This is a genomic window from Variovorax paradoxus, from assembly GCA_016806145.1.
Lineage (GTDB): Bacteria > Pseudomonadota > Gammaproteobacteria > Burkholderiales > Burkholderiaceae_C > Variovorax.
The window spans coordinates 692,458-716,387 of the sequence record CP063167.1; the positions used below are offsets into that span (position 1 = coordinate 692,458).

General features: G+C 68.3%; 28 protein-coding genes. 13 read left to right on the forward strand and 15 right to left on the reverse strand.

Annotation, left to right across the window (positions count from 1 at the left end; genetic code table 11):
* Positions 1–24: 24 nt before the first annotated feature.
* A complete protein-coding gene (locus INQ48_34175; protein QRF62572.1) occupies positions 25–858 on the forward strand; it encodes an inositol monophosphatase in 834 nt (277 codons plus the stop codon).
* Positions 859–933: 75 nt separating this feature from the next.
* On the opposite strand, the gene INQ48_34180 is transcribed toward INQ48_34175, so the two are convergent.
* From INQ48_34180 to INQ48_34210, 7 genes are all read right to left on the reverse strand, one after another.
* Positions 934–1,311, reverse strand: coding sequence for a hypothetical protein (locus tag INQ48_34180; GenBank protein ID QRF62573.1), 378 nt, complete (start codon positions 1,309–1,311; stop codon positions 934–936).
* Between the two features lie 108 nt (positions 1,312–1,419).
* Entirely contained in the window at positions 1,420–1,629 is a 210-nt protein-coding gene (locus INQ48_34185) for a DUF3606 domain-containing protein (GenBank protein ID QRF62574.1), read from the reverse strand.
* 50 nt (positions 1,630–1,679) lie between these two features.
* Positions 1,680–1,916, reverse strand: a complete 237-nt coding sequence (locus INQ48_34190) for a hypothetical protein (GenBank protein ID QRF63205.1) — start codon at positions 1,914–1,916, stop codon at positions 1,680–1,682.
* A gap of 34 nt (positions 1,917–1,950) precedes the next feature.
* Positions 1,951–3,480 carry a superoxide dismutase family protein gene (locus INQ48_34195; protein ID QRF62575.1) on the reverse strand — a complete coding sequence of 510 codons (1,530 nt, stop codon included), beginning with the start codon at positions 3,478–3,480 and terminating at the stop codon, positions 1,951–1,953.
* Positions 3,481–3,490: 10 nt separating this feature from the next.
* Positions 3,491–4,750 (reverse strand): PQQ-dependent sugar dehydrogenase, encoded by a 1,260-nt coding sequence (locus INQ48_34200; protein QRF62576.1) that lies wholly within the window; start codon positions 4,748–4,750, stop codon positions 3,491–3,493.
* Between the two features lie 181 nt (positions 4,751–4,931).
* Positions 4,932–6,068 (reverse strand): PAS domain-containing sensor histidine kinase, encoded by a 1,137-nt coding sequence (locus INQ48_34205; protein QRF62577.1) that lies wholly within the window; start codon positions 6,066–6,068, stop codon positions 4,932–4,934.
* A complete protein-coding gene (locus tag INQ48_34210) occupies positions 6,065–6,868 on the reverse strand; it encodes an alpha/beta hydrolase (GenBank protein QRF62578.1) in 804 nt (267 codons plus the stop codon). The genes INQ48_34205 and INQ48_34210 overlap by 4 nt, the downstream gene beginning before the upstream one ends.
* 182 nt (positions 6,869–7,050) lie before the next feature.
* Here INQ48_34210 and INQ48_34215 point away from each other — a divergent pair, with 182 nt between their 5' ends.
* Complete coding sequence (locus INQ48_34215) at positions 7,051–7,380, forward strand: hypothetical protein (GenBank protein ID QRF62579.1); 330 nt, start codon at positions 7,051–7,053, stop codon at positions 7,378–7,380.
* 25 nt (positions 7,381–7,405) lie between these two features.
* Here the strand turns inward: INQ48_34215 and INQ48_34220 are convergent, their stop codons facing one another.
* The 4 genes from INQ48_34220 to INQ48_34235 are packed head-to-tail and all read right to left on the reverse strand — an operon-like array spanning position 7,406 to position 9,031.
* Positions 7,406–7,624: a hypothetical protein gene (locus INQ48_34220; protein ID QRF62580.1), complete on the reverse strand. Its 219-nt coding sequence runs from the start codon at positions 7,622–7,624 to the stop codon at positions 7,406–7,408.
* A 33-nt stretch (positions 7,625–7,657) separates the two neighbouring features.
* Positions 7,658–8,074, reverse strand: a complete 417-nt coding sequence (locus INQ48_34225) for a hypothetical protein (GenBank protein QRF62581.1) — start codon at positions 8,072–8,074, stop codon at positions 7,658–7,660.
* A complete protein-coding gene (locus tag INQ48_34230) occupies positions 8,067–8,285 on the reverse strand; it encodes a hypothetical protein (GenBank protein ID QRF62582.1) in 219 nt (72 codons plus the stop codon). The genes INQ48_34225 and INQ48_34230 overlap by 8 nt, the downstream gene beginning before the upstream one ends.
* Positions 8,282–9,031 carry a Crp/Fnr family transcriptional regulator gene (locus INQ48_34235; protein ID QRF62583.1) on the reverse strand — a complete coding sequence of 250 codons (750 nt, stop codon included), beginning with the start codon at positions 9,029–9,031 and terminating at the stop codon, positions 8,282–8,284. Before INQ48_34235 ends, INQ48_34230 begins: the two co-directional genes overlap by 4 nt.
* 187 nt (positions 9,032–9,218) lie before the next feature.
* Between INQ48_34235 and INQ48_34240 the strand changes: the two genes are divergently transcribed.
* Complete coding sequence (locus INQ48_34240; GenBank protein ID QRF62584.1) at positions 9,219–11,642, forward strand: catalase; 2,424 nt, start codon at positions 9,219–9,221, stop codon at positions 11,640–11,642.
* Between the two features lie 70 nt (positions 11,643–11,712).
* Positions 11,713–12,402, forward strand: a complete 690-nt coding sequence (locus tag INQ48_34245) for a glycosyltransferase (protein QRF62585.1) — start codon at positions 11,713–11,715, stop codon at positions 12,400–12,402.
* A 34-nt stretch (positions 12,403–12,436) separates the two neighbouring features.
* Here the strand turns inward: INQ48_34245 and INQ48_34250 are convergent, their stop codons facing one another.
* The 3 genes from INQ48_34250 to INQ48_34260 form a co-directional block, all read right to left on the reverse strand.
* Positions 12,437–12,703: a hypothetical protein gene (locus INQ48_34250; protein ID QRF62586.1), complete on the reverse strand. Its 267-nt coding sequence runs from the start codon at positions 12,701–12,703 to the stop codon at positions 12,437–12,439.
* A 113-nt stretch (positions 12,704–12,816) separates the two neighbouring features.
* Positions 12,817–13,455 carry an ATP-binding cassette domain-containing protein gene (locus tag INQ48_34255; protein ID QRF62587.1) on the reverse strand — a complete coding sequence of 213 codons (639 nt, stop codon included), beginning with the start codon at positions 13,453–13,455 and terminating at the stop codon, positions 12,817–12,819.
* A gap of 35 nt (positions 13,456–13,490) precedes the next feature.
* The gene (locus INQ48_34260) at positions 13,491–14,297 is read right to left on the reverse strand and encodes an IclR family transcriptional regulator (protein QRF62588.1); all 807 of its coding nucleotides are present in this window, start codon (positions 14,295–14,297) and stop codon (positions 13,491–13,493) included.
* 129 nt (positions 14,298–14,426) lie between these two features.
* Between INQ48_34260 and INQ48_34265 the strand changes: the two genes are divergently transcribed.
* The 9 genes from INQ48_34265 (at position 14,427) to INQ48_34305 (ending at position 22,935) form a co-directional block, all read left to right on the forward strand.
* Positions 14,427–15,413: a tripartite tricarboxylate transporter substrate binding protein gene (locus INQ48_34265; protein ID QRF62589.1), complete on the forward strand. Its 987-nt coding sequence runs from the start codon at positions 14,427–14,429 to the stop codon at positions 15,411–15,413.
* Positions 15,414–15,420: 7 nt separating this feature from the next.
* Entirely contained in the window at positions 15,421–16,329 is a 909-nt protein-coding gene (locus INQ48_34270) for an amidohydrolase family protein (protein QRF62590.1), read from the forward strand.
* Between the two features lie 9 nt (positions 16,330–16,338).
* On the forward strand, positions 16,339–17,325 hold the full coding sequence (locus INQ48_34275) for a tripartite tricarboxylate transporter substrate binding protein (protein QRF62591.1): 987 nt from the start codon (positions 16,339–16,341) through the stop codon (positions 17,323–17,325).
* Positions 17,326–17,394: 69 nt separating this feature from the next.
* Positions 17,395–18,084 (forward strand): RraA family protein, encoded by a 690-nt coding sequence (locus INQ48_34280; protein QRF62592.1) that lies wholly within the window; start codon positions 17,395–17,397, stop codon positions 18,082–18,084.
* Positions 18,081–19,007: a 3-phosphoglycerate dehydrogenase gene (locus tag INQ48_34285; GenBank protein QRF62593.1), complete on the forward strand. Its 927-nt coding sequence runs from the start codon at positions 18,081–18,083 to the stop codon at positions 19,005–19,007. The genes INQ48_34280 and INQ48_34285 overlap by 4 nt, the downstream gene beginning before the upstream one ends.
* Positions 19,008–19,018: 11 nt before the next feature.
* Complete coding sequence (locus INQ48_34290; GenBank protein ID QRF62594.1) at positions 19,019–20,011, forward strand: tripartite tricarboxylate transporter substrate binding protein; 993 nt, start codon at positions 19,019–19,021, stop codon at positions 20,009–20,011.
* Positions 20,012–20,064: 53 nt separating this feature from the next.
* Positions 20,065–21,030, forward strand: a complete 966-nt coding sequence (locus INQ48_34295; protein ID QRF62595.1) for a tripartite tricarboxylate transporter substrate binding protein — start codon at positions 20,065–20,067, stop codon at positions 21,028–21,030.
* Positions 21,031–21,038: 8 nt separating this feature from the next.
* Positions 21,039–21,983 (forward strand): amidohydrolase family protein, encoded by a 945-nt coding sequence (locus INQ48_34300; GenBank protein ID QRF63073.1) that lies wholly within the window; start codon positions 21,039–21,041, stop codon positions 21,981–21,983.
* A gap of 1 nt (position 21,984) precedes the next feature.
* Positions 21,985–22,935, forward strand: a complete 951-nt coding sequence (locus tag INQ48_34305; protein ID QRF62596.1) for an SMP-30/gluconolactonase/LRE family protein — start codon at positions 21,985–21,987, stop codon at positions 22,933–22,935.
* A 110-nt stretch (positions 22,936–23,045) separates the two neighbouring features.
* Here the strand turns inward: INQ48_34305 and INQ48_34310 are convergent, their stop codons facing one another.
* Positions 23,046–23,894, reverse strand: coding sequence for a GntR family transcriptional regulator (locus INQ48_34310; GenBank protein QRF62597.1), 849 nt, complete (start codon positions 23,892–23,894; stop codon positions 23,046–23,048).
* Between the last annotated feature and the right edge of the window lie 36 nt (positions 23,895–23,930).

Below are 23,930 nucleotides of genomic sequence, written 5' to 3' on the forward strand. Positions count from 1 at the left end.
GAGCCCACTCCTCCGGTACCTCGCATGTCCGCTTCGCCTTTCACCTCCGACGACCTCGCGTTCCTCGGATCGCTTCTCGCCAACGCCGCGCGCGAGGAAATCATGCCGCGCTTCCGCACGCTCCACGCCGTCGACCGCCGGCGCAAGACCTCGTCCTTCGACATCGTGACCGATGCCGACGAGGCCTGCGAGGCGGCGGTGCTCACGGCCTTGCGCGCGCGCCATCCCGAGGCCGTGCTGATCGGCGAGGAGGCCTGCGCGCGCGATCCGGGATTGCTCGAAGCCATCGATGACGCAGTCCTCGCGTTCATCGTCGACCCGCTCGACGGCACCAAGAATTTCGCGAGCGGCCTGCCCCTGTTCGGCACGATGGCCTCCGTGACGGTGCGCGGCGAAGTGGTCGCCGCGGCGATCCACGACCCCGTGCGCGCCGACACGGCCTTCGCGATCCGCGGTGAAGGCGCGTGGATCGAATCCGCCTCGGGCGCGAATCGGCGACTGCAAGTCGCGCCGGCCGTGCCCGTCGAGCAGATGGAAGCCATCGTCGGCACGAACTTCCTGCCCGAGCCGCTTCGCAGCGAAGTCAACGCGCGGCTGTCGCGCCTGGGCATGACCAACTGGTTCCGCTGCGCCGCGCACGAGTACCGGCTCGCGGCCGCGGGCGACATCGACGCCCTGTTCTACAACAAGCTCATGCCCTGGGACCATGCCGCGGGCTGGCTGCTGCATCGCGAAGCAGGCGGCTACGCGGCGCATCACGACGGCTCGGCCTACCGGGCCGCCCATCGGACCGGTGGACTGATCTGCGCTGTCGATCGCGCCCGCTTCGACGCGGTGCGTGCGGCCTTGCTCGGCTGATTCGCAAGGTACGCCTCGGCAAGGCTCGGGAGGCTGCCGGCGGTCGTGACCTTCCTGCGTGGCCCGCCGGCCCCTTCACCGATTTCGCTCGCGTTCCTTCGATTCCGAGGACGGAACCGGCCGCGCCGACGATCCCTGGGCGCTGCGCCCATTGTCCGAAGGCGCGGTGTCCTGAGGATTGGTGCGCGTCAGCCCGCCGTTCGGACCGCCGCCGGGTGGGCGGTTCTGGCCGGTGCGCGCCTCGACGGGACCGTGCTCGCTGCTCAATGGCTCGGTGCCGCGTCCCGTGTCGACACGTGGACCCGTGGCGCCCTGAGCCTTGGGCGTGGAACCCCCCGCAGCCGGAGCGACCGATCCCTTCGGATTTCCGGTGGACGATTGCTGCGCGATCGCGAACGGTGTTGCAAGAGCCAGCGAGATCGAAATAAGAGCAAGCGGTTTTCGAATGAGCATGCCGGGCCTCCAGAAAGAGATCGATTCTTGGAGCCTGCGACGGCACGCACGTAGGACAAGCGCGTTCCTGCTCGCGAATAAGAAAGCCGAATGCGCAGGTCCCCAAGCTCAGCGCTTGCCGGCCTCGTCCGTCCGCTCGGCATTGGTGGTGCTGCGCGATCCCTTGAGATGGAGTTCGATGTCCGAGGCGTTCGAGCCGACGGCGCGGATGGCTTCCTCGACCTGCTCGTGCGTGGCGTCGAGCTTGCGGGCCAGTTCCGCGATGTCCGAAGCGCTCTTCGAATCGATGGTCTGGGTTGGCGGGTTGGTGGATGTCATGGTGTCTCCTGCAAAAAAAAGATGGACGAAAAGTTCTGCCGGGCAGATTCCTAGGCTTGCCCCTGCCCGTCACCCGTGCGGTCATGAACCCACCGCATGGCTTGTTGCTGGCCGTGTCGTAGCGCTTCTTCGGGGGTCGCGTAGGGATCGGCGTCCTGGGGCAGCCGCGTTGCCTGGTCGGGCTGCGCCATCCAGTCCACTGCGACCTGGTATTGCCCGCGCGGGTCCGGCTCGAGCACCAGCCGGAACGCGTGGCCGCTGTAGACAAAAGCATGTTCGTTGGTCATTCGGATCTCCAGGAAGTCGGGACTTGCAGCCGCGCTACCGCGGCATCGCGACGGTCACCACGTCGAAGGGAAGCACGGCCGGCGGGCTCTTCTGGCGATCGAGCTGCCCGTTGACCACCATCAGGCCGGACGGGACCACGGCCGCCGTGGTCGGATAGCGCAGGCGCGTGTCGGTGATGCGTTGCGTGACGCGACCCGCACTCCAGTCGGGCGCAAGTTCCACGCGCACGAGCTCATGGTGCGCATTGCGGACCACGTAGAGATCGTTGCCACCGGCGAGCACGAGCCCATCACCGTCCGTGAGTTCGCCGCCGTCCACGCGCAGCTGCGAGACCGCGCGCGAGCGGGTATCGATGCGCCAGAGCTGGCCGGTCGCGAGCTGTATCGACAGCAGGTAGCGACCATCGGGCGACGCGACGATGCCGTTGAGGTTGATCTTGTTCGGCAGGTAGCGCAGTGGCGTCGACGACAGATCGAGCCACGGCTCCAGCGTCGCGCGCGCACCGGCGCCGGTGCGCACCCGGTAGATCACCGGGCGGAACGAGTCGGTGATGTAGGCCGAGCCATCGCGTGCGATGACGAGGTCGTTGAGGAAGCTCGGCATGTCCTGCGGTGCCTTGGCCACGGCCAGCGTGCTCCCGTCGGTCACGTCGACCGCGGCCAGCGTGCCGCCGGGTCCGCCCGCGATCCACAGGCGTCCGCTGCCATCGAACTTCATGCCGAACGCGCCTTGCCGTCCCACCGCGCCGCCGGCCTGCACCAGCTCGGCCTTCGTGCCGCCCTGCCTGATGCGAAACAGGTCGCCATTGGTGCTCGAGCCGATGAAGGCGTCACCCGTGCGCGGATCGATCGCGATGCCTTCCGGGAACACCTGCGCGCCTTCGAGGGTGGCACGCGCGCGAACGACGCTGGGCGCGGTGGCCTCGATCACGCCGCACAGGACCCGCGCACCGGAGTTGCCCGCGGGGTCGCTGCTGTAGTCGTCGGGATCCGCATGGACGACGACACTGCGGCCGATCACCGACGTGGGCGCGCGATCCAGCGAGAGATTCGTGTTGAGGTAGCGCAGCACCGCGCGACCGCCGGCGTCCGCCTGCAGGGCCGGCAGCTCGCCGGCATGCGCATGGGCCTTGTCGTCGCCCGGTCGCCCATGGTTGCGCGAGTTGCCGGGATCGAAGTGGCCGCCGGCGGCGCCGAAGTCGACGACCCGGCCGGTCGCTGCGTCGGGCCCGGGTGCGCATTCGCCATGCGCGTGCACATGGAAGCCGTGCACGCCCGGCGCGAGTCCTTCGACGTCCGCGTGGAGGACCACCGCGGTGCCGCCACCGGCCGGCGCGAAGCGCACGATGCCAGCCTGTTTGCCGGACGGTGTGAGAAGACGCGCCGACGCCACCGGCGCGGCGTCCGGCTGCGCGGATGCGCCGGCGCTTGCCTGCGTCGGGCCCGCTGCGCCGGCGCCGGGCATCGCGGCATGGGCGTGTGGCGCACTCGGGGGACTGCCGCACGCGCCCAGCAGGGCAGCAGCGCACAGGGCGATCGGGCAGAGGATGCGTCGGGTGTTCATGGTCGGTTCCTCAGCGGGCATAGCTCACGCGATAGATCACGCCGTTCTGGTCCTCGGCGATCAGCAGGGAGCCGTCGGCGGCCACGGCGAGGCCCGCGAGCCTGCCGAACTGGGCCGGTCGACCCGCCTTCGACTGCTCGGCCGCGGGGCCCGCGCCGGGTTGCACGAGGTGGGCCGGCGGTGCCGGCAGCAGCCACCCCGTGACGAAGTCCTCGATCGATTGCGGCTTGCCCGCCGCGTCGAAGCGCACCCGCACCACCTTGTAGCCGCTGGGCTGCCCACGGTTCCACGAGCCTCGCATCGCCACGAAGGCACTGTTCCGATACTCGGCGGGAAACTGGCTGCCGCCATAGAAAACCAGCCCGATGGGCGCGGAGTGCGCCGTGGTCATCAGCGCCGGCGCCTCGGTGGTCGGGCAGAAGTCGGCGCGGGTGGAACCTTCGGGATCGTTCTGCTGCTTCATGTCGACCTGCCTGTCACCCCAGCAGAAGGGCCACCCGTAGTGCCGGTTCGGCCGGATCGCGTTGAGTTCCTCGGGCGGCACGTCGTCGCCACGGTCGTCCGAGCCGTGGTCGAAGCCGTAGAGCGTGCCATCGACCGGACTGAAGGCAAAGCCCAGCGTGTTGCGAAGCCCGCGCGCGTACACGCTGCGCGCGCTACCGTCGGGTCGCATGCGCAGGACCGTCGCGGCCTCGGGATTGGTCTCCACGCAGTTGTTGCACTGCGAGCCCACGGTCACGTACAGGAAGCCGTCGGGACCGGATGCCAGGGTGCGGTAGGGATGCTGTGATCCGTCGGGCAGGTCGTCGAGGAGAACCCGGGGCAGGGTCAGCGAGCCGTCAGGCTGCACATCGGCGACCAGCACCTTCTTGTCGCTGGCCATGAACAGCTTGCCGTCCTTGAGCAGCAGCCCATGCACGTTCTTGATGTTCTGCGCCACGATCTGCTGCGCGTCGATCCTTCCGTCGCGATCGGTGTCGCGCAGCAGCAGCACATCGGCCTGCCTGGGGCGGCTCGCATAGACGTCGCCGTTGGGCGCCACCTGCAGCCAGCGCACATGCTGCATGTCCTTGGCGTACACGTCGATCTTGAAGCCAGGAGGCAGCTTCAGCTGCGAGAGCAGCGACTCGTCGAACTTCACCGGTGAGGGTTCGAGCATCACGGTGGACACGGTGTTCGGACCGTCGCCCGGCGGCAGCTGTGCCCACGCACCCGCGACTTGAAGCGTGCCCAGTGCGAGCACCGTGCGGAAGAATGAAGCTGCATGCATGAGTGGTCCCCGAAAATGATCGCCTCGGCAAGCTAGGAGGCGAGCGGGGTCCGAAGCGCACGAGCTTCACCCGAGCGGGCGTAGGACGTTCAGCCAGACAACCGGCGCATGGGGCGCGCCCGCAGAACTTTCGTTCGATCAGGCAGCGGGTTCGAGCGTCACCCGGTGAGGGCGCGCATCGTCATTGCCGTGACGGCAGCCGCACGGTGAACTTCGTCCCCTCCGCGGCGCTCGACGTGGCGCTGACTTCGCCGCCATGCGCCTCCGCGATCTTGCTGACGATGTACAGCCCCAGGCCGACGCTGCGCGCCGCGCCGCCCGGGTTGCCACAGACCATGGGCTGAAAGAGCAGCGGCAGCGAATCGGCCGGGATCGGAGAACCGAAGTTGTGGACCTCGACGGCCGCGCGACCGTCGTCTCCCCTGCGCGATGTCACAACGATGTCGCGGCCGGGGTCGCCGTAGGCGATCGCGTTCGACACCAGGTTTCCCAGCAGTTGCGAAAGCCGGTCCGGATCGGCATGGCAACCGCCCTCTCCCTCCTGGACGTGCGTGATCCGACGGTCCGGATAGGCAGTGGCGAGTTCCTCCAGGGCCTCCGCCACGACGCCATGGAGATCGATGGACTTGAACGACACCGACAGGCCGCGACCGATGCGGGCGGCGGTGAAGTCCAGGAGATCGGCGATGAGCCGATGCGCGCGCTCGGTCGAACGCGAGACGCGGCCAAGCACCCGAATCTGACTCGAGGTAAGTTCACTGCGCGACAGGGCGATGAGCCCCAGATGGATCGCCGACAGCGGATTGCGCAGATCGTGGCTCACGATACCCACCATCTGCTCGGCGAACAGCGCCCGGTCCTTGGCTTCCTCCTGCATCCGCGTGGCCTCGTGCACCAGAATCCTGAGTTCCTCGCGCGAAGCCACCAGCTCGCGTTCGTACACGTCTCGGTCGCGGGCGATGAACAGCGCCAGATCGTGCACGACGGCGCCGCCGCGCTCGCGGCGCACGGCGTTGAAGATCATGGGAAGCAAGGTGCCGTCGCGATGCCTGACTTCGAGCTTGACCTCGGACACGGAGCCCTGCATCTGCAGCAAGGGCAGCCAGTGCGTCTGGTGGAAGATGCGCCCGCCCATGGTGAGCAGGTCCTGTATCCGCCTGCGGCGCACCAGATCGCTCTTGTCCACGCCGACCCAATCGCAGAACGTCCTGTTGGCCGCGAGGATCAGCCCCTTCGCATCGGTGGCGAGCAGCCCGCAGGCGGCGTCGTCGGGCGACGCCGGTTCCTCGCGGGGAAGCTCGTCGCCCCGGGATGTCAAAGACCTCGCCTCCCCAGAAAGGCGTCGATCGCTTCGGCGCTCGCACCGGGGGCGCTCAGGTGCGGACAGTGGCCGACGTTGTCAATGACCACCATCTCGGCGTCCGGCAGGGTGCGCGCCATGTACTCACCCACGGCGACCGGCGCGATGATGTCGTCGTCGCACTGGAGGATGAGCGTGGGGGTCGTGAGCCGCGAAAGCTCGGCGCGATGGTCGGAGAGAAAGGTCGCACGAGCGAAGCGCGCCGCGTTGTCCGGGTCGGTGCGACAGAAGCTGTTGGACAACTCCGCCCCGAGCTCGGGCTGTCCGGGGGCACCCATGATGACGGGCGCCATGTTGCTCGACCACCCGAGGTAGTTGCCCTCGAGGGTTCGCAGCAGCGAGTCGACATCCTCGCGCGAGAACCCACCCACGTAGTCGCGGTCGTTCACATAGCACGGGGACGGCCCGATCATTGCATGGCCGGCGAACAGACCTGGCGATGCCAGGTCGGCAAGCATGCCGATCATCGCGCTGACCGAGTGGCCCACGAAGATCGATCGACCTTGACCGAACTCGCGGGCAATCTCGACCACGTCTTGCGCATAGCCTTCGAGCGTCGAGTACTTCTCCACCTCGTAGGCCCTCAGGTCCGACTCCCCGGCGCCCACATGGTCGAACATGACCGTCCTGTACCGTGTGGCATAGATCGGCTCGAGCAATCGCCACATGTTCAGATCACAGCCGAAGCCGTGGGCAAAGATGATCGTGTCGACGCCGGCTCCACTGACGCGCACGTTGTTGCGCTCTCGCACGCTCATGGACGCTCCATTGATGCGCCGCGACGCAACGCTCGATGATTCTTGCACAGGGCCGGGCGCGCATTGCACACCCTGTACGCCACGCCCTGCCGCGCGAAGCGCGGAGCGCCTACGCGACGAAGCCCCGCGAGGTCCGAGTGTCCAAGCTTCATCCATTCATCCCAACGACGCGAGAGACACGCATGGCCGATGCTGCCCACGGCACAGAACACGACAACCCACCGACATCCGACGACGCGCCCGCGAGCCAGCTGCGGCGCATCTCCATCCACGTGATCGAGCCCGGCCCTGGCCGCTACCACTGGGTGCTCCTGGAGCAGGGTGTCGACCCGACGACCTGGGGCGAACTGCTCACGAGCCAGCGGCCTTGCAGGCATTGGAACCATGCCTTGACCGACGGCATGGCAGCGCTGATGGAACTGGCGAGCGATGTGCGCGAAGGGCCGCGAGAGATCGGCACGGCCAGGCAATGGTCCGCGAACGAGCCGGAAGCCTCCTTGCGCAACTGGTAGCTCAGCGCCGCGTCGACCTCTTTCCTCACTGTGATCGCTCGGCCCTGGAAATAGCCGCCCGGCCTTCGGGCGTGATGCGGAAGATGACCGAGGCGCCCTGCGTCAGCGGCATGTCGGGCGGAGGAAGCTGCGCCTCGATCATGCCCGCGGCCTCGAGGACGATCGCATTGCGGATGTCGGCCTCGTCGTGCAGCGCGAGTGGGAACTGGGAATCCTTGATACGGCGAAGAAAGTCCATCGGCATGTTGCTGGTCCTCCGGCGATTGCGGAGGATAAATCAGGAATCGGACACTTCCCGGGGAAGTACCGCGATCGCGCAGGGTTCCTGAACCACTCGGCTGGCCTCCTCGGCTGCCCCATCCGCTACCTTGGAAACGCGCCTCGAACGCGGTCGCCGTGCCGGCATGTCGTCGAAATGCTCGGGCTGCTGCCGCCGGGCGCGCGCCAATGCCGAATGCCCTTCCGCCGTCACTTCCAGCACGACCGCGCGCGGAATGTAGACATCGCCCGAGCGTTCCCGCACCGGGGCATCGAAGCTCGCCTTGACGAGGTTGGCGGCGTTCAGGCCGAGCAGCCGCTCGATGTCGTCCCTCGACGTGCATTCGGCGGGCAGTTGCTGCTGCCCGAAATGTGAAAGCAGCTTCATGCTGGCCAGCACGCGCAGTTCGCGCTCGCTCAGTGTCTTTCTACGCACCCGGCCGACCTTCGGTTCGAGGACCCGCGGCGGCCATCTGCTCGCGTGCCTGCAGCGCGGCCGCGTGCAGACGCTCCGCCGTCAAGGCGGCGGCATCCGCCGTCATCGTCACGGCGACCCCATCGGGGCCATCGAGGATCACCACGCCATCCTCGGCGGTGGCGTGGCCGGCGTCTTCGCGCGGTCCGGGAATGGTGCGGCGATCACTCATGGGGGATTCCCGGTGTGGCCGACCGCGTGCGCCGCGGTCTGGGGGTTGAGGTACAGATAGTGAGGGTCGAACCGCGCTCTTTCGACCAGGCCCTTCAGGTCCAGGATCTGCACGTTCGCGCCGCGAACATTGCACAGGCCGGATTCGCGCAGCTCGCGCAACACGCGGTTCACATGGACATTCGTGAGGCTGCAGACCTCGCCGATATCGGCTTGCGTCATGGGCAGCGGGAAGGCGTTGCCCTCGGACGCGCCGATCGCCAGCAGCCGGGCATGGGTCTCGCAGAGGAAGTGCGACACGCGCTGCAAAGCGTTGAGGCTTGCCAGTCTGTAGATCCACTGCCGGTGCATCGCCGCGTCCAACAGCGTGAGAAACCACAGACGCCGCGCGAGGCCCGGCTCCGATGTCTGGATCGCTTCGAGCGAGGCGTGGCGAAAGACCGCGACGGTGATGTCGGTCAACGCGGCGACATCGTGGTCGAGTTTCTTCAAGGCGTAGGCATGCAGGTCGACGAAGTCGCCCGGCACATGCAGCGCCACCGGGTGACGCCGGCCATCGGGCGCATCGACGTGGCGTGTCATGAGTCCCTTCACCAGCAGCGTGCTGATGTCGACCGGCACGCCCTGGCGCACGACCAGGCTGCCGGCCGGGTAGGTCTGCACATGGGAGATGGCGCCTTCCAGGAGACTGCGCTCGGCGTTGGAGATTTCTGCAGCACGGTTGCGGAATACGTTCTCGGTCAGCATGGAGGGTCCTCACATCGGATGTTGCACTGCCTCGCGCGATGGCGCATTAACCTGCATCAAGTTTGAGCCCGTGAGCCCATCGCGCGGCAACGACGGGCCAAAGACGTCCTTGTCCTACGCAGGCCATCGTCGCCGGTCCTCAAAGTCGCGCTCCTCCCACGACCCACTCCACGCGAAGCCCCACACCATGTCCAAGAAAAAAGCCACCCCTTCCATAGCCAACCTCGACGCAGCACGCGCGGCGGCACGCAACACGGACAGCGGTCCCGCCGCGCCCGCTCCCACGGCCGCGGGGAAGGACGACCTTCCCGCCCAGAAGATGATCGACGCGCAGGCGCTCGCCGCCGCCATGCCCGCCAATCCGAACAAGCCACTCGAGCATGGCCTGGCGAATGCCCAGTCTGCGCCCGTGGGTGCGACCGCCACGCCGCCATCGCGCCTGCCCACCGGCAGCACGCTCTCGGAGACCAATGCCTCGGCCAAGACCGGCGGTGCGGCGCTCGAGGGCGTGAACGCGACCATCGATTCGCTGGACCGCGTGCGGGTCGACGCTTCGGGCCGGACGCTCACCACCAACCAGGGCGTGCCGATCGCCGACAACCAGAACTCCCTGAAGGCAGGCGCGCGCGGGCCAGCGCTGCTCGAGGACTTCATCCTGCGCGAGAAGCTCACGCACTTCGACCACGAGCGCATCCCCGAGCGCATCGTGCATGCGCGTGGCTCGGGCGCGCACGGCTTCTTCGAAGCCTACGAGCCGCTGACGAAGTACACCCGGGCCGCGCCTTTCAAGGAAGCGGGAAAGATCACGCCGGTGTTCGTGCGCTTCTCGACCGTGGCGGGCGAACGCGGCTCCAAGGACACGGCGCGCGACGTGCGCGGCTTCGCCGTCAAGTTCTACACCGACGAAGGCAACTGGGACCTGGTCGGCAACAACATGCCGGTCTTCTTCATCCAGGACGCGATCAAGTTCCCCGACCTCGTCCATGCCGTGAAGCCCGAGCCCCACCACCAGATGCCGCAGGCCGCGAGCGCGCACGACACCTTCTGGGACTTCGTTTCGCTGATGCCCGAGTCGACGCACATGCTGATGTGGCAGATGTCGGACCGCGCGATCCCGCGCAGCTACCGCATGATGCAGGGCTTCGGGGTCCACACCTTCCGCCTCGTCAACGACGCGGGCGAGTCCTTCCTCGTCAAGTTCCACTGGCAGCCCAAGCTCGGCACCCACTCGATGGTGTGGGAGGAGGCGGTGAAGATCTCGGGCGCCGACCCGGACTTCCATCGCCGCGACCTGTGGGAGGCGATCGAGGCCGGCGAATATCCCGAGTGGGAACTGGGCCTGCAGATCTTCACCGAGGAACAGGCCGAGCAGTTCAGCTTCGACATCCTCGACGCGACCAAGCTGATTCCCGAGGAGCTGGTGCCGGTGCAGATCGTCGGGCGCATGGTGCTCAATCGCAACCCCGACAACTTCTTCGCCGAGACCGAGCAGGTGGCCTTCTGCACCGCGCACATCGTGCCCGGCCTGGATTTCACCAACGACCCGCTGCTCGCGGGCCGGATCCACTCCTACGTGGACACGCAGATCAGCCGCCTGGGCGGGCCGAACTTCCATGAGCTGCCGATCAACGCACCGATCGCTCAGGTCCACAACAACCAGCGCGACGGCATGCACCGCCAGGCCATCCACCGCGGCCGTGTCTCCTACGAGCCCAACTCGCTCGCGGGCGGTTGCCCGTTCCAGGCTGGCGCCGCGCAGGGCTTCACCAGCGTCGCCAAGCGCCTCGATGCGAAGGAGAGCGCGGACAAGGTGCGCATCAAGCCAGAGAAGTTCGCCGACCACTACACCCAGGCCAGGCTCTTCTTCGAGAGCCAGTCGGAGGTCGAGAAGGCCCACATCGGCAACGCCTTCCGTTTCGAGCTGTCGAAGGTGACGGTGCCCGCGATCCGCGAGCGCGTGGTCGCGAGCCTCGCGAATGCATCGCCCGAACTGGCGGCGCGGCTCGCGCAGGACCTGGGCATGGCACTGCCCGCGCCCCTGCCCAAGGCACTCGAGAACCCGGCCCAGCCCGAGGTCGAGGTCTCGCCGCCGCTGTCCCTGCTGGCCCGGCCCGGCGATGGCGGCATCCGCACGCGCAAGGTCGCGATCCTGATCGCGCACGGCGTGGAAGGAGCGTCGCTGGGCAAGCTGATCAGCGCGCTGGTCGAGGCCGGTGCCGTGCCGCGCCTCGTCGCGGCACGGCTCGGAACCTACAGCGGTGCCGCGGGCGAGAGCTTCGAAGCAGACGCCACGATGGAGAACTCGCCAGGCTTCCTGTTCGATGCGCTCGTCCTGCCCGACGGGGCCGCGGCCGTGGAAGCCCTGGACGCCGACGCCCACACGCTCGAATTCCTGCGCGCCCAGTACTGGCACTGCAAGGCGATCCTGGCCTTCGGCGCTTCGGAAGCCCTGCTGGCCGAGGCACAGATCCCGCTGGCGCTGCCCGACGGCTCTGCGGACGCCGGACTGGTCCTCGCGGACGCCGCCGATGCGGATGCGGCGATCGCGGCCTTCATCGCCGCCATGCCGGTGCGTCATTTCGAGCGGGAGAACGATCCGCCGAAGAACTGATGCGCGCTCGTCGCGGCGCGATGGCGCGCCGGTTCCTTGTCGCCTCAACGAGGCCTTTTGAAGCAGGACCATGATCGGAATCGTCATTCCAGCGCACAACGAAGAGATGGTGATCGGGCCTTGCCTCGCGCATGCACGGGCCTGCGCCCGCGACGCCGCGCTCGGGGGCGAACACGTGGAGATCCTCGTGGTGGCGGACCGCTGCAGCGATGCGACGGCTTCGATCGCCGCGCGATCTGGCGCGCGCGTGCTGGAGGTCGACGCGCGCAATGTGGGGCTGGCGCGGGCCGCGGGCGCCAGCGCGCTGCTCGCGCTCGGCGCCCGCTGGCTCGCCTTCACCGATGCCGACACCCTGGTCGCCGAGGACTGGCTGTCGCAGCAGCTCGCGCTCGACGCCGAGGCGGTGTGCGGCACGGTCGAGGTCACCGACTGGACGCCCCACGGCGAGAACGCCCTCTTTCTCTCGCGGCACTTCGCCACGAGTTATCGCGATGCCGACGGGCACCGTCATGTGCATGGCGCGAACCTCGGCGTGGCCGCGCATGCCTATTTGCGTGCCGGCGGCTTCCAGGACCTTGCCTGCAGCGAGGACGTGGCCCTCGTCACCGAACTGGAGCGCACCGGCGCGAGGATCTGCTGGAGCGCGCGGCCGCGCGTTCGCACGAGCGCGAGGAAGGTGGCGCGTGCGCCGGGAGGTTTCGCCGATGCGCTGCTGAACGCGGTGGCCTCGCAGTTCCTGGGCAAGCCGGCGGTCGCCTGAAGGCCACCGTCTGAACGGCACGCAAGCGTGCCGTTCAGGCGGGCGTGCGTGCCTCGACCTTGTGCCTCACGCAGTACTCGAGCGCCGCCTCGAGCATCGGCCAGCTGGCGAACACGTAGACACGCTCCACCCTGTCCCAGCGCCCGCCGAATTCCTTGAGCGTCAGCGCGAGCCCCGAGAGGCTGCCCAGCACGGCCGGTTTGAATTTTCCATAGGGTTCGCAGTGTTCGGCCACTGTGCAGCCAAGCCGCGCCGCGAGGCCCTGCACGCGGTCCGTACCGCTCGGAGGAGGAAGAAGCATGCGCGGATTTTCGCAAAAGCCCGGGGGCGCATGTTTCTCGTCGCATCCCCCAAACGTGGGGTTGTCAACCGCGTTGCCGGTGTTTGGGCCGCGCCGGCTACCGAAAGCTGGCCTCAGGATGAGGGCAGTTCGATCAGTCCCGCGAGCGGCACCGCCTCGATCCGCTCGGCGCTTGCGATCACTATCGCGCGGTCGTGCCGGCCTGCGCTGTCGGCAAGAGTGCGCCACAGGAAGCGGATCGAGTTGGCATCGAGCGCCGCGGTGGGTTCGTCGAGCAAGGTGAGTGCGCGTCCCGACGCGAGTGCCGCCGCCAGCCAGACCTTCCGCTTCGACCCGGTCGAGAGCATGTACATCGGCTTCTCGAGATGCGGCGTCAGGGAGAAGCCCTCCACGAGGGCTTGCCACCTCTGCGCATCGAAGCCTGGATCGCCCGCACTCAACGACGCGGTGCACTGCGTCGCCGAGATGTTGTTGAACGCGTCGGTCTCCGGGTCGACGAAGAAAACGTTCCGGGCATAGGCGTCGCGGTCCTCGTCCAGACGCACGCCGACTAGCTCCAGTCGGCCTTCGCCACGAAGGCTGCCTGCAAGCAGCCGCAGGACCGTCGACTTTCCGCTGCCGTCGCCGCCGTAAAGCTGGGTCAGACCGGCGCCGATGCGAGCGCTCCAGGCGGTCAGGAGGGCGGGCCGGCGTGGATAGGCGAAGCTCAAGTCTTCGACGACGAGGAGGGGCTCGATGGACGCTGGGTTCATGCCTCGACCCTACCGTAAAACCGGCGCGTGCCGCGCTATGGATGCCACGTCGAGACGACCGCGGGCGTCTGTGCGGTGGGACGTCCGGCCAGTGCATAGGAGAGTTCGTTCGCGGCTTTCATGATCGTCTTCGCGTGACCGATCAACTTGGCTTTGGGCAAGCGATCTGCGGGACCTGAAATGCAGACGGAGCCGAGCAGGGCCCAACGCAGGCCGAACACCGGCGCGGAGACGGTCGCCACGTTCTTCTCGCGTTCGCCGATGGAGAAGTGATAGCCCTTCTTGCGGATGTCCTCGTACTGCTTGCCGGGCTCCCCCGAGAACGCCAGGATCACCCGCCCCGGGGAACCCAGGTCCAGCGGAAGCATCGCGCCCATGCGCGCATGGTGGCGAATGGGTTGCGGCCCCTCCACCCGTGCGAGGCAGGTTCGCGAATTGCCTTCGCGCACATAGAAGGCGGCGCTCTCGCCCGTGGCTTGCGACAGCGCGAGCAGCATCGGCTCCACCACGTTGTTGGCATCGAAGCTCGACTGGTAGCGCGCACCGAGCCAGCCGGCCGCGGGGCCGAGTCGCCACTCGCCGTCGTCGCGCTGCACCACGTAGCCCGCGAGCGCCAGTGTCCGAAGCAGCCGCAGCGCGGTGGTCTTGTGCATGCCGCTGCGCCGGGTCAGCTCGGCCAGCGTGAGCCGCTCGTCGTGCATCCCGAAGGTGTCGAGCAGCTGCAGGGCGCGGGTCACCGCCGTCACGCCACCAGCGGCCTCGAGGTCGGCTTCGCGCGGCGCTTCGACGACTTCAGCCGTGCGCCTGGACTTCGCTGGCCGGGTGGTCTTCGCGGTCGTCATGTTGTTTCACTCCGTGGTCCATGTTGCGCCTGGTGGACCACCATTGTATGGAACGGAACGCAAATCTAAAGTCGCCGCATGGCCTGGAGCAACGCTGTCAGGCACGCATCGACCGATCAGGAGACACCCATGCGCACCTCGAGCAACAGCTCCATTTCCCGTCGGGCCGCACTCGGCCTCGCCCTCGCATTCACCGCCGTTTCGGCGGTGGCGCAGGCCTATCCCACGCGTCCCATCCGGCTCGTCGTGCCGTTCCCGCCCGGTGGCGGCACCGACATCATCGCCCGCGAGGTGGCGAACAAGGTGGCCGTCTCCGAGGGGTGGACCATCGTCATCGACAACAAGCCCGGTTCGGGCGGAAACATCGGCGTCGATGCGGCTGCGAAGGCCAGCCCGGACGGCTACACGCTGGTGCTCGGACAGACCAGCAACCTCGCGATCAATCCGTCGCTCTATGCCAAGCTGCCCTACGACCCGGTCAAGGACCTGGCCGCGGTCGGGCTCGTCGCCTCGGCGCCCCTGGTTCTCGTGGTGTCCGCCGCGTCGCCCTACAAGAAGCTCGCCGACGTGGTGTCCGCCGCCAAGGCGAAGCCGACCGCGCTGAACTACGCAAGTTCGGGCAACGGCACCGTGGCCCACCTCGCCACCGAGCAGTTCCAGAAGGCGGCGGGCGTGCAGTTCACGCACGTTCCCTACAAGGGCGCTTCGCAGGGCCTGACCGACCTGGTGGGCGGCCAGATCCAGATGTACATCTCCTCGATGCCGACACTGATCGCCCAGATCAGGTCCGGCCAATTGCGCGCGCTGGCGGTGACCTCGCTGCAGCGCAACCGCGACCTGCCCGATGTGCCCACCATGGCCGAGTCCGGCTACAAGGATTTCGAAGCCGTGACGTGGTTCGGGGTTGCAGGCCCCGCCGCGATGCCGAAGGAGGCCATCACCAGGCTCAACGTGGCGTTCAACAAGGCTCTCGCCACCGCCGATGTGCAGAAGAAGCTCGCCGCCCAGGGCGCGGACGTGGTGTCCGGCCCGCCCGAGAAGTTCGCATCGCTGATCCGCACCGACGGCGTCCGTTGGGGCGGCATCGTGAAGTCGTCCGGCGTCAAGATGGATTGATTTCGGCATGGCCGAGCTCTTCGCTTCGGATGCAGATGCGCCTGTCGCGCCGTTCTCGGCGGGGCGGGGCCGCACCGCCATCGACGTTCCGCCCGACGCCTGCGATTGCCATGTGCATCTGTACGGCGCGCGCTATCCGGTGGTCGAGGGCGCCAGGCTGAGGCCGCCGGAAGCCAGCGCGGAGGACTACCGTCGACTTCAGCAACGCACGGGAACGCGGCGCGTCGTGTTCGTGACGCCCTCGACCTACGGAAGCGACAACGCATCCCTGCGCGACGCACTCGCAGCCTTCGGCGCGAAGGCACGCGGCGTGGCCGTGATCGACGAGCGCACCAGCGACAGCGAACTGGAAGACCTGCATGACCGCGGCGTGCGTGGCATCCGCCTGAACCTCTCGCTGGGGGTCGTGAACTCGGCGTCGCAGATCGCGCCCCTGTCACGCCGCATCGCGCCGTTGGGCTGGCATCTGCAGCTGCTCGCCCCCGCACACGGCTGGAGCGATCTCGCCGACGTGCTCGAGGACCTGCCCGTGCCGATCGTGTTCGATCACTTCGGCCGGCTGTCGCCCTCCATGGCCGGCAGGCATCCGTCGCACGCGCTGATCCTTCGCATGCTCGAGCGCCGCCGCGCCTGGGTCAAGCTGTCCGGCGCCTACATCGTCAGCGAGCGGGGCGCGCCCGGGTATGAGGACATGGCCGTGCTTGCCCGGAGCTTTCTGGATGCCGCGCCGGATCGCGTGCTCTGGGGCAGCGACTGGCCCCATGCGTCAGCCACCGCGGGCCACCAGGCCTTGCCGGACGACGCACGACTGATGGCCTTGCTCGCCGAGTGGACCGGCAGCGCGCGGCTGTTGCATCGCGTACTGGTCGACAACCCGCGCGAACTCTACGGGTTCGACGCACCCGCAACTCCTTAGGACTCTCCCATGCTTCGCATTCACAGGCGCCGCTTCGGCGCCCTGGGCCTCGCCGCACTCGGCCTCGCCTCGGCTCCCGCCTTTGCGCAGGGCCAATGGCCCACCGGCAAGCCCATCACCTGGGTCGTGCCGTATCCACCCGGTGGCACGACCGACATCCTGGGCCGCGCCATCGCGCTGCGGCTGGGCACGTCCCTGGGCGCCACGGTCATCGTGGACAACAAGGCGGGCGCCACGGGCACCATCGGCTCGGCCTTCGTGGCGCGCGCCGCACCCGACGGCTACACCCTGCTGGGCACCTCCATCGGCCCGCAGGCGATCGTGCCGAACCTGCTGCCCAGGATGCAGTACGACGCCGTCAAGGCGTTCGCGCCGGTGTCGCTCATCGGAACCATTCCGCACGTGCTGATCGTCGGCGCCAGCCAGCCATTCCGCAGCGTCGCGGACCTCGTCGCGCAAGCGAAGGCACGACCCGACGAATTGTCTTTCGCATCCGGCGGCAACGGCACGGTCCTGCAGATGCAAGGCGAGCTCCTGAGGCTGCAGACGGGGGTGAGGATGACGCACGTTCCCTACAAGGGCGACACGCCGGCCATCCAGGACGTGCTGGCGGGCCACGCGACGTTCATGTTCGCCCCGGTCGCCGCGGCGCTGCCCCATGTCCAGAGCGGCCACCTGAGGGCATTGGCCGTGACTTCGGCCGCACGCCTGAAGGCCTTGCCCGATGTGCCGACCATGGGGCAGGCCGGCTTCAAGGACTTCGTCGTGGAGCAATGGCAGGCCGTCTACGCGCCGGCCGGCACGCCCGCACCCGTGGTCCGGCGCCTGCATGACGAGGTGGTGCGCCATCTGAAGGACCCCGAGCTCGTCGCGATGGCCGACAAGCTCGGCGTCACCCTCGTCGGAAGCACGCCCGAACAGCTGGCCGACACCCAGAGATCGGACCTGGCCAAGTGGGCCAAGGTCATCAAGGACGCCGGCGTGAAGCCGGACTGAACCTCGCTCCCCCCTCCTCTCCTTTCCTCTCCTTTCCTCTTCCTTCCTCTCCTTCCCGAAAGCACCTTCATGTCTTCCAACCCACCCGACATCATTCGCGACTTCGAGCGCGTGCCCGCAAGCATCGTGGCGCGAGCCGCCGAGTTCCAGCCCGCCATCCTCGCCGACGTGGCCGGGCGCCGCGGCGCGCTCGACGGGCGCATCAAGGCGCTGCGCCCGCGCATGAAGCTGGCCGGCACGGCGATCACGGTGGAAGTGCGTCCTGGCGACAACCTGATGATCCACGCGGCCATGGCCATCGCGAAGCCTGGCGACGTGCTGGTGATCGACGGCAAGGGCGACCAGAGCTCGGCCCTGATGGGCACGATCATGATGACGGCCTGCAAGAAGCTCGGCATCGCCGGCGTGGTGATGGACGGGGCCTGCCGAGACAGCCTGGAGATCGACGAGATGGACTTTCCGGTCTTCAGCGTGGGCACCAACCCGAACGGACCGACCAAGAACATCGCCGGCCGCATCGGACATCCGGTGTCCATCGGTGGCGTGACGGTGCGCTCGGGCGACTTCGTCGTCGCCGACGGCGATGGCGTGGTCGTCGTGGAGCGCGAGAAGATCGAATCCCTGCTGCCGCTGGCGGCCAGGAAAGTGAGCGACGAAGCGGCGCGCATCGCCGCCATCAAGGAGGGCGACACCGCGGCCAAATGGCTGAACACCGCGCTGCGCACCGCGGGGGTTCTGAAAGAGGGCGAAACGCTGTGACCGCCATCCTCGTGACGGGTGCCGACCTGGCGCCGCAGGCGCTCGCCTTGCTCGAAGGCCATGACATCGTCTATGCGGGCAAGGCACCGACCGAAGCCGATCTGGTCGCGCTGTGCCGCACGCACGATCCCGTGGCGATCATCGTGCGCTACGGCAAGGTGGGAGCGGCCGTGATGGACGCGGCCCCCTCGCTGCGGGTGATTTCGAAGCACGGCAGCGGAACCGACACGATCGACAAGGCCGCCGCGCAGGCGCGTGGCATCGAGGTCGTGGCGGCCGTGGGCGCCAATGCCGCCGCCGTGGCCGAGCAGGCGCTCGCCCTGCTGCTCGCCTGCGCCAAGTCGGTGGTGAGCCTCGATGCACGCATGCATGCCGGCCACTGGGACAAGGCGACGCACAAGAGCGTCGAACTCGGCGGGCGCACCATCGGTCTGGTGGGGCTGGGTGCCATCGGCCTGCGGTTCGCGCGCATGGCCGACGCGCTCGGAATGCGTGTGCTCGGCTACGACCCCTACGCCAGGAACCTCCCGGCCTATGTGCAGGCCGTCGAACTGCCGGTCCTCTGGGCCGAGTCGGATGTCGTCTCCCTGCACTGCCCCCTGACCGAGGACAACCGCGGCCTTCTCGATGCCGGCACGCTGGCGCAATGCAAACGCGGCGTGATCGTCATCAACACCGCGCGCGGTGGCTTGATCGACGAGGACGCGTTGCTGGAGGCCGTACGCTCGGGCCACGTCGCCATGGCCGGGCTGGACAGCTTCGCGGTGGAGCCGATGACCGCGGGCCATCCATTCCAGGGCGAGAAGAACATCGTGCTCAGCCCGCATATCGGCGGCGTGACCGGCGACGCCTACGTGAACATGGGCGTCGGTGCGGCCCGGAATCTGCTGGCGGTGATCGCGCGCCAGCCGGCAACCCTCTGAGGGGACCTGAAATGACGAGACGTGAAACCCCTCGCTGCGCGGCGGCGACGCTCGGGATGGCCGCTTGCCTGGCGGTGCCGCTCCAGACGCAGGCACAGCCGCAGGCATGGCCGGCCAAGCCCGTGCGCCTGCTGGTGGGCTTCTCGGCGGGCGGCCCCACCGACGTGGTGGCCCGCGCCTTCGCCGACCACGCGGCGCGTGCCTTGGGGCAGCCTTTCATCGTGGACAACAAGCCCGGCGCGAACACGATCCTGGCCGCCGAAGCGGTGGCCGCGGCCCCCGCGGACGGCTACACCCTGCTGCTCGGCGCGACCAATCACACGATGATTCCCGCGTTGTACAGCCAGCGGGTGAAGTTCGATGCCGTGCGCTCGTTCGCCCCGGTCTGCTCGCTCGCCGTGAGTCCGACGGTGCTGGTGGTCGGACCCTCGATGCCCGTCAAGTCCCTGGGCGAGTTCCTGCGCACGGTCAAGTCCGAGCCCGGAAAGCGCACCTATGCGACGCCGGGCGCGGGCAGCTCCGGACACTTCGCGAGCGCGCAATTCACCCGGCTGACGGGGACCTCGATGAACCATATCCCCTACAAGGGCGCGGCACAGGCAACGGCCGATCTGCTGGGCGGCCAGGTCGACAGCTCCTTCGCGACGCTGGGCTCCGTGCTCGGCCAGGTGCAATCCGGAAAGCTCAGGGCGCTGGCCGTCGCCTCGCCGAAGCGCTCGGCACTGCTGCCCGAGGTGCCCACCTTCGAGGAGGAGGGCGTGAAGGGCTACACGGCCGACGCCTGGTATGGCCTGCTGGCACCCGCGAGGACACCGCCGGAAGTGCTGGCCACCTTGCGCCGGATCGCCACCGAGTTCGTGGGTACGCCTGCCACGCAGGAGAAGCTTCGCTCGCTCGGCATGGAGGGGCGAAACACCTGCGGCGAGGCTTTCGGCGCGCAATTGACGAGCGAGGTCAGGCTGTATGGCGATCTGGCTCGATCCCTGGACCTCAAAGCCGAATGAGGCCGAGTCACCATCGCACCGCATCGCCAACGACCCCTCACATCGAAGACACCATGACCAAGTTCATCCGACGCCTGCTCGCCGCGTGCCTGTGCGCCACCGCGTTCGCGCACCTCGCCCATGCCGGGTACCCGGAACGGCCCATCACCCTCGTGGTTCCCTACGCACCGGGCGGATCGGCCGACGCGTTGGCGCGCGTGCTCGCGGTTCGCATCGGCGCGAAGCTCGGCACCAGCGTGATCGTCGACAACCGCGCGGGCGCCAGCGGCACGATCGGCGCGAGCTTCGCCGCCAAGGCGGCGCCCGACGGCTACACGGTGCTCTACGACGCGACACCCTACTCGATCAATCCGCATCTCTTTCCCCGCATGCCGTACGCCGATGGCGCCTTGCAGCCGCTGTCGCTCGTTGCGCTGGCGCCCAACATCGTGATCGTGCGTGCGGACTCGCCGCTCAAGAGCATCCAGGACCTGGTCGCCAAAGCCAAGGCCGAGCCGGGCAAGATCAATTTCGCATCCGGCGGCAGCGGCACCGTGCAGCGTCTCGCGGCGGAACTGCTGCGCCAGCGCCTGGCCCTCGACATGGTCCACGTCGGCTACAAGAGCGGCGGCCCCGCCATCGTCGACGTCATGGGCGGCCAGGTCGACTTCATGTTCAGCACCATCGCCGCGTCGTACCCGCTGGTGTCGTCCGGCAAGCTGCGCGCCCTGGCGGCATCCTCGCCCCAGCGCTCGCCGCGACTGCCCGCGGTTCCAACGCTGGGAGAGACCGTCGCGCCAGGCTACGAAGCCTACGAGTGGAACGGACTGCTGCTGCCCGCCGGCACGCCCGCGCCCATTGCGGACAGGCTTCACAAGGCAGTGGTCGAGGTGCTGAAGGAAGACGAGGTGAAGCAGCGCTTCGTCGACGTCGGCGTGCAGCCCGTGGGCTCGACGCCGGCCGAGTTCGCCGAGTTTCTGAAGAAGGAAGATGCGAAGTGGGCGGAAGTGATCCGCAAGGGCCACATCAAGCTCGATTGATGGCCGCCATGACCCTCGTGCCCGACGCGCAGAAGGTTCCCCATTCGGTGGGCACCAACCGCCCCGCGCTGGCGTTGCCCCGCCATGCGTGCGACAGCCACATGCACATCTTCGACCCGCGGTTCGCGCCGTCCCCCCACTGGACGCGGCAACCACCGCGCGCCGAGGTCGATGCCTACCTCCGCCTGCGACAGCGGCTCGGAACCTCTCGCACGGTCGTGGTCAATCCCTCGACCTATGGAACGGACAACGCCTGCACGCTGGACGCGGTCGCTCGACTGGGCGAGCAGGCGCGCGGCATCGCGGTCGTCCCCCACGAGGTGCCCGACAGCGAACTCGACGCCCTCGCGGCGCAGCGCATCTGCGGTTTGCGCGTGAACTTCGTGACGCCGCAGTCGTGGGGCGTCACCACCCCCGGGATGCTGACCACGCTGGCACGCAAGGTGGCCCGGCTGGGCTGGCACATCCAGGTCTTCGTGCATCCCGAGCAACTGATCGAGCTTGCGCCCATCCTCGCGCAACTGCCGGTGCCGCTGGTCATCGACCACATGGCCCGTATCGACCCGCGCGACGGCGTCGACGGCGAGGCCTGCGCCACGGCGCGCCGGCTGTTGGATGGCGGCAACACCTGGATGAAGCTGTCGGGCGTCTACATGCGGTCGCGCGACGGTGCCCCCGCCTACGGCGATGCCTTCGGTCTCGGGCGGGCACTGGTGGCCGCCGCGCCGGAACGGCTGGTGTGGGGCAGCGACTGGCCGCACACCACCGAAGCCCCGGAGACCGTCAACGACGCCGATCTGCTCGATGTCCTCGCGAGCTGGTGTGGCACCGCCGCCATGCGCGACCGCATCCTGGTGGACAACCCCGCGAAGCTCTATGGGTTCTCGAGCGAGCACGCCGGCTCGGAAACGCCCATCATCGGCGGTCGCGACGCCACCCGCCAAGGAGATTGACATGTACCTTCTGCAAGCGCCCCAGGTACTGGAACTGCAAACCTTCACGTCGATGCCGCCGTCGTTGCGGCGGCGCGAGCGCAGCGTCTGGGCCGATGCGAACCGCGGCGGTGTCGCGACCGACTCCTTCCTCGAGGGGCCGGTGTTCGACGACGCCGGCAACCTCTATGTCTGCGACATCCCCTTCGGCCGGATCTTCCGGATCGATCCCGCGGGCACGTGGACCCAGGTGACCGAGTACGACGGCGAACCGAACGGCATGAAGTTCGTCGACGCGACCACCTTGCTCGTCACCGACTACAAGAACGGCCTGATGCGGGTGGACGTGCCGACCGGGCGCGTCACGCCGCACCTGCAGCGACGCAATACCGAAAGCTTCAAGGGGGTGAACGACTTGGTGCTCGATGCCGAGGGCAACATCTACTTCACGGACCAGGGCCAGAGCGGCCTGCACGATCCGTCGGGGCGGCTTTTTCGCTTGCGCCCTGGCGGGCAGCTCGACCTGCTGCTGTCCAACGTGCCCAGTCCGAACGGCGTGGCCCTCTCTCCCGACGGCAGGATCCTCTACCTGGCGGTCACGCGAGGAAACTGCGTCTGGCGCGTGCCGCTGCTGGCCGACGGGAGCGTCGCGAAGGTGAGCCAGTTCTTCACGTCCTACGGACCCAGCGGGCCCGATGGACTCGCGGTCGACGCGCAGGGCCGGGTGCTGGTCGCCAATCCCGGCCTGGGCTATGTCTGGGTGCTCAACCCGCGCGCGGAACCCGTGGTGGTGCTGCGTGGACCCGCCGGTGCGTCGACGACGAACATCGCCTTCGGCGGGCCGGGACGATCCACCTTGTTCGTCACCGACTCCACCCATGGCGATGTACTGATGCACGCACTCGACGTACCGGGCGTTGCGTTGCATGGCCTGCCGCCTCTCGACGAAGCACAAGCGAAACATGGGCACTGAACGGAACGAGGGCCACGATCCATCCCTGCGCGGTCGGGTCGAAGCCGTGAACGAGGCCGGCTGCGACTTGCCTGTTCAGAACCTGTGCGAAGCCCCTGGCGCGCAGGCCCTCAAGCCCTGCGCAACTTCATGTTGAACCTGAACTTCTCCGCCGGATAGAGGTTGACCGAGACTTCAGCCACCTGGTCCGAGGACGTGCGGTAGGTGCGGCGCACCTCCACCACGCTCGATGCGGGGTCCACATCGAGCCCCGCGGCGACTTCCGCCGGCACCGGGCGCACGCGCAGGCTCTGCTCCACGTCCACCAGCCGCTCGCCGTACATGTCCTCGATGAGCTGCCAGATGGGACCGCTGCGGCGCGGCAGGAGCCGTTCGACACCGGCGAACTCCGCGGCGACGAAGACCTCGGTCCAGCAAACCGGCGGCGTGTCCGCGGCCTCGGTGGCCTGCGCCAGTCGGAAGCCCTGCAGGCGCAGCCAGCTGCGCTTCTCCGGCAACGGCAGCTCGTCGGGCGAGACCTGGTGGCTCTCGATGACCTCGGAGCGGTCCACCACGTAGCGGCTCTCCGCCGCGTAGGCGATCAGCTCGTCGATGGACGCGACCTGGTGCACGTTGAACGGCGTGCTCGGTGGCGGCGCCATCACCGTGGTGCCCGACCCCTGGCGCGACGACACCAGGCCGTCGGCGCGCAATTGCTGCAAGGCTACGCGCACCGTGTGACGGCTCACGGCGAAGCGCTCGCACAGTTCTTCCTCGGTGGGCAGCTGCACGCCGACGCGAAAGACGCCCTTGATGATGTCCTCGCGCAGCGCCTGCACCAGCTGGCGCCACAGCGGCTCGCCGGACGTGCCGGCCAGGCGGGTGGGCTGGGGGCCGCGCTGGCCGGCACCCTGCGCCTGGGGCGACTTCTTGCGGGCGACGGCCCCTCGGGCAGGGGCGGACTTCTTCGGAGTGGGCATGCCGCGATTCTGCATCACCCCCCCGCGGGCCCGAGC

Excerpts from the sequence above, each read along its gene's own strand:
- INQ48_34175 (QRF62572.1), top strand. The coding sequence starts at position 25 with ATGTCCGCTTCGCCTTTCACCTCCGACGACCTCGCGTTCCTCGGATCG.
- INQ48_34180 (QRF62573.1), bottom strand. The coding sequence starts at position 1,311 with ATGCTCATTCGAAAACCGCTTGCTCTTATTTCGATCTCGCTGGCTCTT.
- INQ48_34185 (QRF62574.1), bottom strand. The coding sequence starts at position 1,629 with ATGACATCCACCAACCCGCCAACCCAGACCATCGATTCGAAGAGCGCT.
- INQ48_34190 (QRF63205.1), bottom strand. The coding sequence starts at position 1,916 with ATGACCAACGAACATGCTTTTGTCTACAGCGGCCACGCGTTCCGGCTG.
- INQ48_34195 (QRF62575.1), bottom strand. The coding sequence starts at position 3,480 with ATGAACACCCGACGCATCCTCTGCCCGATCGCCCTGTGCGCTGCTGCC.
- INQ48_34200 (QRF62576.1), bottom strand. The coding sequence starts at position 4,750 with ATGCATGCAGCTTCATTCTTCCGCACGGTGCTCGCACTGGGCACGCTT.
- INQ48_34210 (QRF62578.1), bottom strand. The coding sequence starts at position 6,868 with ATGAGCGTGCGAGAGCGCAACAACGTGCGCGTCAGTGGAGCCGGCGTC.
- INQ48_34215 (QRF62579.1), top strand. The coding sequence starts at position 7,051 with ATGGCCGATGCTGCCCACGGCACAGAACACGACAACCCACCGACATCC.
- INQ48_34220 (QRF62580.1), bottom strand. The coding sequence starts at position 7,624 with ATGCCGATGGACTTTCTTCGCCGTATCAAGGATTCCCAGTTCCCACTC.
- INQ48_34230 (QRF62582.1), bottom strand. The coding sequence starts at position 8,285 with ATGAGTGATCGCCGCACCATTCCCGGACCGCGCGAAGACGCCGGCCAC.
- INQ48_34235 (QRF62583.1), bottom strand. The coding sequence starts at position 9,031 with ATGCTGACCGAGAACGTATTCCGCAACCGTGCTGCAGAAATCTCCAAC.
- INQ48_34240 (QRF62584.1), top strand. The coding sequence starts at position 9,219 with ATGTCCAAGAAAAAAGCCACCCCTTCCATAGCCAACCTCGACGCAGCA.
- INQ48_34245 (QRF62585.1), top strand. The coding sequence starts at position 11,713 with ATGATCGGAATCGTCATTCCAGCGCACAACGAAGAGATGGTGATCGGG.
- INQ48_34250 (QRF62586.1), bottom strand. The coding sequence starts at position 12,703 with ATGCTTCTTCCTCCTCCGAGCGGTACGGACCGCGTGCAGGGCCTCGCG.
- INQ48_34255 (QRF62587.1), bottom strand. The coding sequence starts at position 13,455 with ATGAACCCAGCGTCCATCGAGCCCCTCCTCGTCGTCGAAGACTTGAGC.
- INQ48_34260 (QRF62588.1), bottom strand. The coding sequence starts at position 14,297 with ATGACGACCGCGAAGACCACCCGGCCAGCGAAGTCCAGGCGCACGGCT.
- INQ48_34265 (QRF62589.1), top strand. The coding sequence starts at position 14,427 with ATGCGCACCTCGAGCAACAGCTCCATTTCCCGTCGGGCCGCACTCGGC.
- INQ48_34270 (QRF62590.1), top strand. The coding sequence starts at position 15,421 with ATGGCCGAGCTCTTCGCTTCGGATGCAGATGCGCCTGTCGCGCCGTTC.
- INQ48_34275 (QRF62591.1), top strand. The coding sequence starts at position 16,339 with ATGCTTCGCATTCACAGGCGCCGCTTCGGCGCCCTGGGCCTCGCCGCA.
- INQ48_34280 (QRF62592.1), top strand. The coding sequence starts at position 17,395 with ATGTCTTCCAACCCACCCGACATCATTCGCGACTTCGAGCGCGTGCCC.
- INQ48_34290 (QRF62594.1), top strand. The coding sequence starts at position 19,019 with ATGACGAGACGTGAAACCCCTCGCTGCGCGGCGGCGACGCTCGGGATG.
- INQ48_34295 (QRF62595.1), top strand. The coding sequence starts at position 20,065 with ATGACCAAGTTCATCCGACGCCTGCTCGCCGCGTGCCTGTGCGCCACC.
- INQ48_34300 (QRF63073.1), top strand. The coding sequence starts at position 21,039 with ATGACCCTCGTGCCCGACGCGCAGAAGGTTCCCCATTCGGTGGGCACC.
- INQ48_34305 (QRF62596.1), top strand. The coding sequence starts at position 21,985 with ATGTACCTTCTGCAAGCGCCCCAGGTACTGGAACTGCAAACCTTCACG.
- INQ48_34310 (QRF62597.1), bottom strand. The coding sequence starts at position 23,894 with ATGCCCACTCCGAAGAAGTCCGCCCCTGCCCGAGGGGCCGTCGCCCGC.